We start from the raw sequence: 12,916 nt of genomic DNA, 5'->3' as shown, positions 1-12,916 counted from the left end.
TAGGAAATATTCTGCCATTTTTTTGTAACTTTGCGGTAGATTTTAATATGAAACATGTGAATTATGGAGGAAAAGTTCAAATTTACAGATGAGGAGAAGCTGCAATTAGGCGAGATAGCAACACGCTTACGCAAACTTATGGGCGACTCATTAAAGCCCGAAGACGAGTCAAACCTAAGACAGCAGCTGGAAGCAGAAATAAGCGACAACAAGATAAGCAGGGACATATTCGGGTTGAATCCGATACTTCTGAGCTTTCAGACAGCCGAGCTCGAACTGGAAGAAATAGGTATGAAGCGCGAATGTGTGCTTGCCATTATGCTGTACAACAGCATAATCAGCGGCAACCTGTCCTTAGAACGCACCGAGCAGCTTTTTGGCAAAAGCGTTGCACAAATTATTCACGGTTTGGTGCGCATACACGAACTTTACACCAAGACACCGGTAATAGAGAGCGAGAATTTCCGCAATTTGCTGCTATCTTTTGCCGAGGATATGCGCGTCATTCTTATTATGATTACCGACCGTGTTAACCTTATGCGCCAGATACGCGATACAGACAACACGGAGGCTAAGCTACGTGTGGCCGAGGAAGCAAGCTATCTATATGCCCCACTTGCCCACAAACTGGGCTTGTACAAGCTTAAAAGCGAGCTGGAAGACCTTAGCCTGAAGTATCTTGAGCACGATGCCTACTATATGATTAAGGATAAGCTCAACGCTACAAAGCGTTCGCGCGACGCTTATATAGAGAAGTTTATCACTCCTATTGACGAGAAACTTAAGCAGATGGGCATTAAATGCCATATCAAAGGCCGCACCAAGAGCATACACTCTATCTGGCAGAAGATGAAGAAACAGCAATGTGGATTTGAGGGCATTTACGACCTCTTTGCCATACGCATCATCATCGACTCGCCATACGACCAGGAAAAGATGCTGTGCTGGCAGACTTATTCGCTCATTACTGATATGTATCAGCCTAACCCTAAGCGTCTGCGCGACTGGCTATCCGTACCTAAATCAAACGGATACGAGAGTTTGCACATCACTGTACTTGGTCCTGAACAGAATTGGGTTGAGGTACAGATACGCACCGAACGTATGGACGAGATTGCCGAACGCGGTCTTGCCGCACACTGGAGATATAAAGGCATAAAGGGCGAATCGGGTCTTGACGAGTGGCTTAACAATATACGCACGGCTCTGGAAAACAGCGACGACATGCAGCTGATGGACCAGTTCAAGATGGACCTTTATGAGGACGAGGTATTTGTGTTCACTCCTAAGGGCGACTTGCTTAAGTTTCCTAAGGGCGCAACTATACTCGACTTTGCCTACCATATCCACTCGGGTGTGGGCAACAAATGTGTTGGCGGCAAGATTAACGGTCGCAATGTGCCTATACGCGAACCCCTACGCTCGGGCGACACGGTTGAAATCCTTACGCAAAACAACCAAACGCCTAAGCGCGACTGGCTTAACATTGTACAGACATCAAGAGGAAAAGCCAAGGTGCGCCAGGCCCTGAAAGAAACTCAAGTAAAAGATGGTCTCTTTGCCAAGGAGATTCTTGAGCGCCGATTCAAGAACCGCAAGGTGGATGTGGAAGAAAGCATCATGTCGCACCTTATAAAGCGTATGGGATTTAAGGAGACATCCGACTTTTACAAGCAGATTGTGGACAACAAGCTTGATGCCAATGATGTTGTAGACAGATATATAGAGGAACGCGACCGCGAACTTAATCAGAAGATGGCGGGTGTGGTAAGGTCGGCAGAAGAGTTCTCGTTTGACGCTCAAAGCGGACAGGCAGTAAGCTATAATAATATAGGTAATGACGACGAGCTGGTGATAGACCAGAATCTGAAGGGTGTAGACTATTCGTTGGCTCAATGCTGCCACCCTATCTACGGCGACCCAATCTTTGGTTTCGTAACTGTGTCGGGCGGTATAAAAATTCACTGCCAGAATTGTCCTAACGCTCCCGAGCTGCGCAAACGCTTTGGTTACCGTATAGTAAAAGCAAGATGGAGCGGCAAGGGACAATCTCAATACAACATTACCTTGCGCATAGTGGGCAACGACGATTTAGGAATTGTAAACAACATTACAAGCATAATATCCAAAGAGGAGAAGATTGTAATGAAATCGATTAACATCGACAGCCATGACGGATTGTTCAGCGGCAACCTTAATGTGCTTGTCGACGATACATCCAAGCTGGAATCGCTGCTGAAAAAGCTGCGCACGGTTAAGGGTGTAAAGTCGGTTGCTCGACTGTAATATGCTCCTTGTATTATGAATGAGGGTGTGTCATGACACACCCTCATTCATTTTTTTTGCTTAAAAATGGCAAAAACCGCCATATTATCCTCTCCCGAAAAGTAATATAATATACTTTGCCATTTAATATTATTTACTTTGCCATTTAATATAATATACTTTGCCGTTGAATATATATTACTTAAGGACGGAGGTTTTCTGCGCACACAAGAACCACGAGGAACTCTACATTTTCCTACGAAATATATGGCAACAGTTTCCACTGAACTCTGAAGATTATATAGTTCCCACAGAACTCACAGAAAACACAGAAGCCTACGGACCTAAAACGTTTCGAATACACAGATTAGCCTACGCTTCGCGAGGCAAGAATCCACAGAAATGTGTGGTACAAAGTTACGTATTACAGATGTATATAGCGTGCCATTAAGAATACTAGATCAGAAGAGTTGCTTATGTTATGCGTGCAATATAAGGGCAACTCGTTCAGTGCTGAGGATGCCACAGATGGCGTAATTCTGAACGAGCAATTGAAATGGTAATAACAAACTATGTGCTGAAAAGCAGAATGTTGAACACACAAGAAAACAAAACGAGGCTACGGAATACTCTGTAGCCTCGTGTAGATTTATATAATGTAGATTTGTCTGATTAAGACGGAAGTATAGCCAGACGCTTCTGATAATAGTCCTTAACAGCATTCCAATGATAATAGGGCCAAATGTCGGTCTTTACGGGTATATGCACCTCCTTCTCGTTGTGCATAATCTTAACCAGCACGTCGCCATTCTTGTTCTCGTAGAATACAAACTGAAGGTTCGAGGCCATAGGAGCTGCCTTGAAGTCGCACCAATGCTTGTAGATACCAGCCGATGGTTCAATGGATACGTCAAAGTTCTCTACCTGAAGCAAAGCCAACAAAGGAATTATGTTGCCGTCATGTCCAAAGCGTAGCGTTGCAGCAGTAGAACGATCCTTGATGGCATTGTCTGCCGACTCGATGATATTCTCTACCAACGACTTGGCATTAGCCATTACGATGCCCTTGCTTGCAAGAGGATTGGCATTGCCCATATAAAAACGATAGTTGACACATTGCCACAAGTCGAAGAGTTCTTGAGTTAGGAAGATGTCGTAGAACGACACCTTGGTCTCTATATCCTGCATACCCACTGCAATCCAATACATTCCCCATATAAACTCACGCGGATTAACATTGCAACGAACAAAGTCGGCATCAGAGAATATTGACTCTACAAGACGGTCTGGATTGGTATGTTTCTCCTCAAACTTGCGATATTCCTCTGCCCATGAGCCTTTCTCGTTGTTGGTAAAGACATTCGACTTGGGTGAGTGATAGCACAAATAAGACATATACTTGTGGCTCATCTCGTAAGTGATGTCGAGTTGGGGATTTAATCCTTTAAGTCTATCGCCAAAAGCCGCCATACTCATGGCGCAACGGTTAACCAATGTAGAACGTGCAGAGATATGACGTTTGCCGCGGAACACTTCAGGAAAGTTGTTGAACATACGCTCGGCAATGCCTTGATGCTGGCGTATGCCAAGTGGAGTTAAGTCGCCACCATGTCCTTCGGCTTCTGCCCAAACCAGATTAAGACGTTGGAATACGTCCTTACCCAATGGAGTAAGGGCATTGGCATCGGATGCCTTCTGCATAACCTGGATTACACCCTGATAATCCTTGTCAGAAATAAGATAGCGAGAGCCATGACGTCCATAATGGCTAACATAAAAAGGCTTATAGCCCTTGGGAGCTGGTGTAAGCTTGGCTTCCACCTTAGGATAAACCAGATAAACACCACCTGCCTTGTTAATATCGGCAGCAATTTCCTCAATTGTAGTCTGTGCCTGTGCACCCAGGCTAAAAGTAGCCATAAGTATGGCCAAGGTTTTAATTCTTAGGTTCATGATATTGTTGTTTTGTTAGATATAGTAAAAAAGGGCTGGATATCGATTAAGAAATCCAGCCCTGTATAATATGTCCAAATAGCTTTGATAGACAGCTATCGTTGACTTTTACTTCTTTGCTGGCACTGCATACCAGTCGCCAGTCTCCTTTACAAGTTTCTTAGCAAAGCTTGCAGGATAGCCTGGTCGTACCACAGAGCGCACAAGCTTGCCATCCTTAGTCTTCTTTACAGCCATGTCGTTGTACTTAACGATGATAAGTCGACCAAGGTCTTGCCATGACGCAAGCATCTGCTGAGCCTTCTCGTTGCTGTAGTCGTTAAGATACTTCACTGCAGCAGCCTTGTCGGTAGCATACAAAGCCATAGCCTTGTCTTCCACTTGTTTCTGTGCTGCAAAATAGCTTGTCTCAAGCGAGTCGCGTACTGCCTGCAGTTCGGGGAACAATTGCGAGTAGCGTGGATATACCATATTGCTAACCCAGTTGCACACCCAGAATGCATTCTTATCCGAATAGGTAACAGCGTCGGCACCAGGAGTATTATAGCATTCAGGCTGTACTGTGCTGCCACAATAAACCGGTGTGTAAGCCACCATGTTGGCATCGTCGTTGCCGAACCATATAATGCCACCTATCTCATTAGGCAACCATGATCGCAGCTGTGACACAAAACTGAAAGCAGTCTGTTGTGTAGAGATAGGACGCTCATTGAAGTATTCCTTGCCGTCAACCTTGAATGTAAGCGGTGTCGGGCGATATGGCATTTGGTAGATACCGCCACCAATATTGGTAGAATCTATAGCCATAGCAGTGCCTTCATAATGGTCGCGCATGCACATCTCCACGTCGTGAACGCTAAGTTTGCGGTCTGGAATAATCCACAAAGGCATATCCTCGGCCTTTTCGTCCTTGCCAAGAGCCCAAGGCAAATAGCGGTCGAAGCCTTTCTGCCAGTGGTTGAAGAAGCTCCACACACGTGCATCACAGAAACGACGGCCCGAGAAGTCGGGGGCCGCATATGTATGCTTCCAAGAGAAATCGGCATCCTTACCGGTGAACCAACCCATCTTACGTGCATAGGCAATCACATTCTTAGAGTGCAAGACATTCTTCTTGTCCTTCATGTTGAACTTGCCTATACGGCTCTGGTTTGCATGTGCGCAGATAGCGTCATCGGGGATACGTTGTGCTACCCATACAACACCCTTAGAGCCTTTGCCTGTACCTTGCATCTCCATAATCCAGGCCTCGTTGGGGTCGCATATTGAGAAAGTCTCGCCTTCTGAACAATAGCCATACTTTTCTACAAGCGATGTCATAACCGAGATAGCCTCGCGCGCTGTCTTTGAACGCTGTAGTGCCAAGTAGATGAGCGAACCATAATCGATAATGCCAGTTGGGTCTACCATCTCCTCGCGTCCACCATAAGTGGTCTCGCCAATTGATAGCTGGAACTCGTTGATATTGCCAATAACATTATATGTTACCGGTGCCTCGGGTATCTCACCGTGATATTCGCCCGAGTCCCAATCGTATATCTTGCGCATCTCGCCCTGCTTGTGGGTGCCAGCAGGATAATGGCACAGATAACCGAACATACCATAGTCGTCGGCATTATATGTCACCATTACCGAGCCATCCACACTCGCCTTCTTGCCTACGATGAAGTTGGTGCAAGCCGAAGCTGAAACAGCAGCTGTAGAAAGAACGGCTGAAAGCGCAAGAGTCTTGAAATTATTAGATATGTTCATTATTAGCAAGCCTTAAACGACATGTCAAGACCCTTAACCGAGTGGGTAAGAGCACCTACAGAGATAAAGTCGACACCACACTCAGCATAGTCGCGGATAGTGTCGAAAGTGATACCACCACTCGACTCAGTCTCGTACTTGCCTGCTACAATCTCTACAGCCTTCTTTGTATCCTCTACAGAGAAGTTGTCGAGCATAATACGGTTGATGCCACCACACTCCATAGCCTGACGAAGCTCATCAAAGTTGCGCACCTCTATCTCAATCTTAAGGTCCAAGCCTTTCTCCTTAAGATACTCGTGACAACGGTTGATGGCATTGGCAATGCCGCCAGCAAAGTCAATATGGTTGTCCTTGAGAAGAATCATATCGAACAGACCTATACGATGGTTCATACCACCACCTATCTTTACAGCCTGCTTCTCGAGCATACGCATACCAGGTGTAGTCTTGCGAGTATCAAGCACGTGAGTCTTTGTACCCTTAAGACGCTCAACATACTTTGCTGTCATAGTGGCAATGCCACTCATACGCTGCATGATGTTAAGCATAAGGCGCTCGGTCTGGAGCAATGAGCGCACCTTGCCGGTAACAACCATAGCGATGTCGCCCTTCTTTACATGTGCGCCATCGTTGATGAGTACTTCAACCTGCATAGTAGGGTCGAAACGTGCAAATACACGCTTTGCAACCTCTACACCAGCGAGGATACCATCCTCCTTAATCAACAAGTGCGACTTGCCCATAGCAGTATCAGGAATACAACAAAGGGTTGTGTGGTCGCCATCGCCTATATCCTCTGTAAAAGAGAGGTCGATAAGGCGGTCTTCCAATTCGTTTACACTAAGCATAATCTCTTTTTATTAATTTTTATTAGTTATATCATTTTATTGTCCTTATAGGCATGCATAACGCCGTCTGCCGTCTTTATTGTTATTGTTCCTCCTATCCATTCGGTGAACGGCTGCTCGCCTTGCAGACTGTATACACGAGTAACAATGGTATCGTCAAGCTCGACAACACCCAACTTAATCTCTGTATTGTCAGAGGTTATTATCCTATTAGCTGCTACCTGACGCTTCATATACCTTATTTAATATACTATATATTAACGTGTAGGCTTCAACTTGAGCGCTCGTTGTGGCTTTTCAGAAATAGGCGTGAGCGACTTGTCGGATAGAGGCTTTATTGATTGATCAGAAACTCGTCTTAACGGCTGACCAGACATTGGCTTGCGAGGAAACGTAGACACTTGTCTCTGCTGACCAACAACCATGCTGTCCTTAGATGACTTGGTAGAATCGGCTGTTTCACCATTGTTCTGACCAGAGTCCTCAATAGGTTTGGTGTGCATACGAATAAGCTTGACATTGCTTACAACAAGCAGCTTCAATGTAGTCTGCGAAGACGAAGGCATAGAACGATCGCTTGACAAAAGCCAGAAACCTCGTACCGACTTGATAGGCAAGCGTCCTGTATTGTCTATCTGAAGATGGAAGTGCGAAGACGACATTACACTATTGTTGACATACTCGGTACTGTCGTTGGCATAGGTAACGGCAAGCACCACCGAAGCATCGCGCATGCCATCTTGATAAATAAATGCGGCATCAAAGTCAAGCATAAACCGGTCGCCTGCATAGAAAGAAGAGTCGGCCTGTAGGTTGAATGTCAATCTATTGGCAGCTGCAAATGGAGTAAGCACAAAAGAAGAAGCCTGTCCCCAGATATTTGTTGTGTCGCTGCTTGCAATATCGTCGCCAAACTGCATAGAGGCACCTCCAAGAGCCACCGACTCCGAATTGAATCGGTCGACAAGTTTGGTATATATATCCTCAAGAAGCTTGGTATGACGCGTATAGTAGACAAGCGACAAGTCGAAATCGGCTTGCGACACGCCGTGCTTGCGCAATATGCTGGCACGAAAAGTGCGCAAGGCGATAGTATCTCTGGTGTCTTGCATTGAACCATTGGCAATACCCTCGGCAAGATGATAGTCGTACAATATGTCTGCCATCTCGTCGGGCTGTAGGTATTTATCCGGAATACCAGGCTTGCAACCTACAATAGACAACACGGCAAATACAACGACAACAAAAGACTTACAGATGTTCATCCAATTGTTTGTTTTCATCTTATTTATTTTTTCCATGCCAAGGACATTCTCTCAAGATCCTTACGGAAGAAGAGCAATAGCAATACAACGCCTACACTAATACATGAGTCGGCAAAATTAAACACCGGAGAGAAGAAGACAAAATCGTCGCCACCCCACACCGGCACCCAATCGGGCCACTGTGTATGTATTATCGGGAAATAGAACATATCCACCACCCTTCCATGCAGAAATGTGGAATAGCCTTCACCAAAAGGCACAAAATGTGCTACATTGAATGGTGTTGAAGCATTGAATATGAGTCCATAAAATAGACAGTCAATAAGGTTGCCAGCAGCTCCAGCCAATACCATAGAAAGACATACGATATAGCCTTTGCTGAAAAGACCCGACTTAACCACACGCCATATATACCAACCAATTCCACAGATAGCGAACATACGGAACAAAGACAGCACAAGCTTGTTGATAAACGTCATGCCATATGCCATGCCATTATTCTCTATGAACTCTATATAGAACCAATCGGTTATGCGCAAGGCTTCGCCAAGCGACATATTTGTCTTGACTTCTATCTTAATGATTTGGTCGACAATGAGGATTGCAGCGATGATAATCACTGCAATCCATCCCATGCCGACGGTTTTAGTTGTTTGTTTCATCTTTATTTTTTACGTGCATTCTTTGACGCAACACTGAGTGTAGCGTGCGGAACAACGCGCAAACGTTCCTTAGGAATAAGCTCTCCTGTCATACGGTCTATTCCATATGTCTTGTTCTCAATGCGCACAAGTGCGGCCTCAAGACCTGCAATAAACTTCTGCTGACGGTTTGCCATTTGGGCAATCTCTTCCTTTGACTGTGCAGCGCTGCCTTCTTCAAGGGTCTTGTATGTTGGCGCTATATCGTCAACACCATTATTGTCGGCATTGCGAAGTTGTTCCATCATTTGTGTGAAATCGCGTCGGGCGAGTTTCAGCTTTTCGTTAATTATCTCCTTAAACTCCTGAAGTTCATCATCAGAGTAACGTGTCTTTTCTGCCATGATTGTTGTAGTTTAATTGTAGTTAGGTAATTAATTATAGGAGGTTCGGCTAAAAGCCGCCCCTCCTATTGATTTGTTTTATGCTTTAACGACCTTGATGTTAATCTTGAAGTCGTCTATTTCTGTCTCAGCTCCGTCGTTGTCGGCAAGAGTGATGTCGAGAGCAAGTACCTGCGACTTGATATAGTCGGCAAATCCTGCTACGGCCTTCTCTATCTTCTCGTTAGGTGTAAGTGTAACGTAGATGCGATCGGTTATCTCAAGACCAGTCTCCTTACGGAGGTTCTGTATACGTGAGATAAGCTCGCGAGCCATACCCTCATTGCGTAACTCGTCGTTAAGTTCAATCTCGAGAGCCACTGTAAGCTTGCCCTCATTGCTAACGAGCCAGCCTGGGATATCTTCTGAGATAATCTCTACATCAGCAGCCTCAACCTCAACAGCATTGCCTTCTACCTCAACAGCAATCTTGCCATTGGTTTCGAGCTCAGCAATTTGATCTTGATCGAGAGCCGACATTGCAGCGGCAATACCCTTCATCAGTTTGCCAAACTTCTTACCCATTGTACGGAAGTTGCACTTAACCTTCTTGACAAGCACTCCTGAGCCCTCGACAAAACGAAGTTCCTTAACGTTAACCTCAGAGAGGATAAGGTCTTTAACAGCTTCTATATGGCGGCGCTGCTCGTCGTCAACAGCAGGAATCATTATAGCCTGCAGTGGCTGGCGTACAGCAATATTAACCTTCTTGCGCAAAGCGTGAACCATAGAAGTTATCTTCTGTGCCATACCCATACGCTCCTCGAGTTCACGGTCTATAAGTGACTCATCGGCTACGGGGAACTTAGCAAGATGCACAGATGTAGTATTCTCGAGCTGTGCAGCACCAAGATCGCAGAAAAGCTGATCGGCAAAGAACGGTGCGAAAGGAGCTAGAAGCTTGGCCACTGTAGTAAGACATGTATAGAGTGTCTGATAAGCGGCGAGCTTGTCTTGCGACATTTCCTTGCCCCAGAAACGCTTACGGTTAAGGCGTACATACCAGTTAGAGAGGTCGTTGTTAACGAAGTCCTCTATCAGTCGGCCAGCACGTGTGGGGTCGTAGCTTTCCATTTCCTTCTGTACACCCTTAACAAGTGTGTTTAGAACAGAAAGTACCCAACAGTCGATTTCCGGGCGCTCTGCCACTGGTACCTGGGCTGTCTCGTTGTCGAATGCATCCACATTGGCATATCCAGAGAAGAACGAGTATGTATTATATAATGTGCCGAAGAACTTGCGACGAACCTCGTCGACACCCTTCTCGTCGTACTTGAGGTTGTCCCATGGCTCCGAGTTGGTCATCATATAGAAACGCACGGCATCGGCGCCATACTTCTCAATCTGGTCGAATGGGTTAACGGCGTTGCCCAAGTGTTTAGACATCTTGTTGCCCTTAGCATCCAGAACGAGACCAGAAGAGATTACATTCTTGAATGCTACAGAGTCGAACACCATTGTTGCGATTGCGTGCAGTGTAAAGAACCATCCACGTGTTTGGTCAACTCCCTCGTTTATGAAGTCAGCCGGATAGAACTTAGGCGCGATAGCAAAACCTTCGTACTGGCTATTGACAAGAGCCTTGCGGTCTTCCTCGGTACCACGTGACATTTCGCCCTCAAACGGATAGTGGAGTTGTGCGTAAGGCATAGAACCAGAATCGAACCAAACGTCGATAAGGTCGGATTCGCGGTGCATTGGTTTGCCTTCATCGTTTACAAGAACGATATAGTCTACATACGGACGATGAAGATCTATCTTGTCGTAATTCTCCTTAGAGTAGTCGCCAGAAACGAAGCCCTTGTCCTTCATCGGGTTGTTCTTCATAATACCAGCAGCTACCGACTTCTCTATCTCTGCGTATAGTTCCTCGAGTGAGCCAATACACTTCTCGCCACGATTCTCGTCACGCCATATAGGCAGCGGTGTTCCCCAGAAACGAGAACGTGATAGGTTCCAATCGTTAAGGTTCTCAAGCCAGTTGCCAAAACGACCAGTACCGGTAGACTCAGGCTGCCAGTTGATAGTCTTATTGAGTTCTACCATGCGTTCCTTGCGTGCCGTGTCCTTGATAAACCAGCTATCGAGCGGATAGTAAAGGATAGGCTTGTCGGTACGCCAGCAGTGAGGATAGTTGTGCACGTGCTTCTCGGTCTTGAAAGCCTTGCCTTCCTGCTTAAGCTCATAGCAGAGAACAACGTTGAGGTCCTCGGCCTTATCAGACGCTTTCTTGTCCCATACACCGTCCTTATTGAACTGTGGGTCGTAGGCATTCTTAACGTAGTCGCCTGCATGGTGTCCATACTTCTCGGCATCAACACAAGCCTTGACAAAGTTGTTGTCAAGCTCGTCAATGAGATAGAACTTACCCTGGAGGTCAACCATAGGACGGGTCTCACCCTTCTTATTAATAAGGTATAAAGCAGGGATATTGGCATCCTTAGCCACCTTGGCGTCGTCGGCACCAAATGTAGGAGCGATGTGAACGATACCTGTACCATCGTCGGTAGTAACATAGTCGCCGAGTATTACACGGAAAGCCTCGCTCTCCATCTCGACAAACTTGTCGCGACCATCCTCGCTTGTGAATACCTTTTCGGGATGTGCGGCAGCATATTCGATGACAAACTTCGGTGCAAAGTCATCTACCTTCTCGCATGGTTTAACCCATGGCATAAGTTGCTCATAGTGCATACCCTCGAGCTCTGTTCCCTTGAAATGGCCAGTAATGCGCCATGGGCACTGCTTCTTCTCCTTGTCAAACGGAGAAAGTTCGCCCTCTGTGCACTCCTGCTCAGGCTTAAGATATGCCTTAACAAGATTTTCTGCCATAACGAGAGTCATTGGCTCGCCATTATAGAGATTGTATGTCTCTACAGAAACATAGTCGATCTTAGGACCAACACAAAGCGCAACGTTAGAAGGCAATGTCCAAGGTGTTGTAGTCCAAGCCACGAAGTAAGGCTTGCCCCACTTGGTCCATTCGGCCTTAGGATCCCTAATAAGGAACTGCACAGTAGCTGTGAGGTCCTTAACATCACGATAGCATCCAGGCTGGTTAAGCTCGTGCGAAGACAAGCCTGTACCTGCACCTGGCGAATAAGGCTGGATAGTATAGCCTTTATAAAGCAAGCCCTTGTTGTAGAGCTGCTTTAGAAGCCACCACAAAGTCTCAATGTACTTGTTGTCGTATGTAATATAAGGATGGTCGAGATCTACGAAGTAGCCCATCTCCTCGGTAAGTTTACGCCACTCGGCAGTAAACATCATCACATTCTCACGGCACTTGTGGTTGTAATCCTCTGTAGAGATGTACTTCTCGGATGCCTTGTTGTCGATATCCTTCTTTGTTATACCGAGTTCCTTCTCAACGCCAAGCTCAACGGGAAGTCCGTGTGTGTCCCATCCTGCTTTGCGGTGAACTTGGAATCCCTGCATAGTCTTGTAACGGTTGAATGTGTCTTTAATAGCGCGCGCCAGCACGTGATGGATACCCGGATGACCATTAGCCGAGGGAGGACCCTCGAAGAATACGAACTGTGGACAACCCTCACGCTCGTCGATTGACTTATGGAAGACATCATCAGCCATCCACTTGTCTAAAACCTCCTTGTTGGTTTCTACAAGATTGAAACCCTTGTGTTCAACAAACTTGTTTGACATTTTATATTATCGTTTTATATTAATTTCTCAGAAATGTTATAACGGATGCAAAGTTAATGAAAAACGAGGACATACGTGCGATA

General features: G+C 45.9%; 9 protein-coding genes and 1 pseudogene. 2 read left to right on the top strand and 8 right to left on the bottom strand.

All coding sequences use genetic code 11. From position 1 onward, the window contains the following. Positions 1-63 precede the first annotated feature (63 nt). Entirely contained in the window at positions 64-2,286 is a 2,223-nt protein-coding gene (locus C9991_RS09445) for a RelA/SpoT family protein (protein ID WP_106812294.1), read from the top strand. A gap of 419 nt (positions 2,287-2,705) precedes the next feature. Continuing rightward, a pseudogene (locus tag C9991_RS17060) lies at positions 2,706-2,828 on the top strand (cupin domain-containing protein); the annotation flags it as partial. A gap of 109 nt (positions 2,829-2,937) precedes the next feature. Here the strand turns inward: C9991_RS17060 and C9991_RS09435 are convergent. From C9991_RS09435 to ileS, 8 genes are all read right to left on the bottom strand, one after another. Next, positions 2,938-4,221: a histidine phosphatase family protein gene (locus tag C9991_RS09435; protein WP_497006750.1), complete on the bottom strand. Its 1,284-nt coding sequence runs from the start codon at positions 4,219-4,221 to the stop codon at positions 2,938-2,940. Between the two features lie 105 nt (positions 4,222-4,326). Next, positions 4,327-5,970, bottom strand: a complete 1,644-nt coding sequence (locus C9991_RS09430; protein WP_106812292.1) for a dipeptidase — start codon at positions 5,968-5,970, stop codon at positions 4,327-4,329. Positions 5,971-5,972: 2 nt separating this feature from the next. Further along, positions 5,973-6,821 carry a carboxylating nicotinate-nucleotide diphosphorylase gene (gene nadC, locus C9991_RS09425; RefSeq protein ID WP_106812291.1) on the bottom strand — a complete coding sequence of 283 codons (849 nt, stop codon included), beginning with the start codon at positions 6,819-6,821 and terminating at the stop codon, positions 5,973-5,975. Between the two features lie 26 nt (positions 6,822-6,847). Then, a complete protein-coding gene (locus tag C9991_RS09420; protein ID WP_106812290.1) occupies positions 6,848-7,054 on the bottom strand; it encodes a hypothetical protein in 207 nt (68 codons plus the stop codon). A gap of 24 nt (positions 7,055-7,078) precedes the next feature. Continuing rightward, entirely contained in the window at positions 7,079-8,104 is a 1,026-nt protein-coding gene (locus tag C9991_RS09415) for a DUF4296 domain-containing protein (protein ID WP_157949428.1), read from the bottom strand. A 5-nt stretch (positions 8,105-8,109) separates the two neighbouring features. Then, entirely contained in the window at positions 8,110-8,748 is a 639-nt protein-coding gene (locus tag C9991_RS09410) for a lipoprotein signal peptidase (RefSeq protein WP_106812288.1), read from the bottom strand. A 2-nt stretch (positions 8,749-8,750) separates the two neighbouring features. Next, positions 8,751-9,131, bottom strand: coding sequence for a TraR/DksA family transcriptional regulator (locus C9991_RS09405; RefSeq protein WP_106812287.1), 381 nt, complete (start codon positions 9,129-9,131; stop codon positions 8,751-8,753). A 78-nt stretch (positions 9,132-9,209) separates the two neighbouring features. Then, positions 9,210-12,833, bottom strand: coding sequence for an isoleucine--tRNA ligase (ileS, locus tag C9991_RS09400; protein WP_106812286.1), 3,624 nt, complete (start codon positions 12,831-12,833; stop codon positions 9,210-9,212). Positions 12,834-12,916 lie beyond the last annotated feature (83 nt).

It is taken from the genome of Prevotella merdae, assembly GCF_900290275.1.
Lineage (GTDB): Bacteria > Bacteroidota > Bacteroidia > Bacteroidales > Bacteroidaceae > Prevotella > Prevotella merdae.
The sequence above is the reverse complement of the archived record's forward strand: the minus strand, read 5'-3'. Positions and strand labels throughout refer to the sequence as shown.

Coding starts and splice junctions, on each gene's coding strand:
- nadC (WP_106812291.1), bottom strand. CDS start 6,821: ATGCTTAGTGTAAACGAATTGGAAGACCGCCTTATCGACCTCTCTTTT.
- C9991_RS09420 (WP_106812290.1), bottom strand. CDS start 7,054: ATGAAGCGTCAGGTAGCAGCTAATAGGATAATAACCTCTGACAATACA.
- C9991_RS09415 (WP_157949428.1), bottom strand. CDS start 8,104: ATGAAAACAAACAATTGGATGAACATCTGTAAGTCTTTTGTTGTCGTT.
- ileS (WP_106812286.1), bottom strand. CDS start 12,833: ATGTCAAACAAGTTTGTTGAACACAAGGGTTTCAATCTTGTAGAAACC.
- C9991_RS09430 (WP_106812292.1), bottom strand. CDS start 5,970: ATGAACATATCTAATAATTTCAAGACTCTTGCGCTTTCAGCCGTTCTT.
- C9991_RS09445 (WP_106812294.1), top strand. CDS start 64: ATGGAGGAAAAGTTCAAATTTACAGATGAGGAGAAGCTGCAATTAGGC.
- C9991_RS09405 (WP_106812287.1), bottom strand. CDS start 9,131: ATGGCAGAAAAGACACGTTACTCTGATGATGAACTTCAGGAGTTTAAG.
- C9991_RS09410 (WP_106812288.1), bottom strand. CDS start 8,748: ATGAAACAAACAACTAAAACCGTCGGCATGGGATGGATTGCAGTGATT.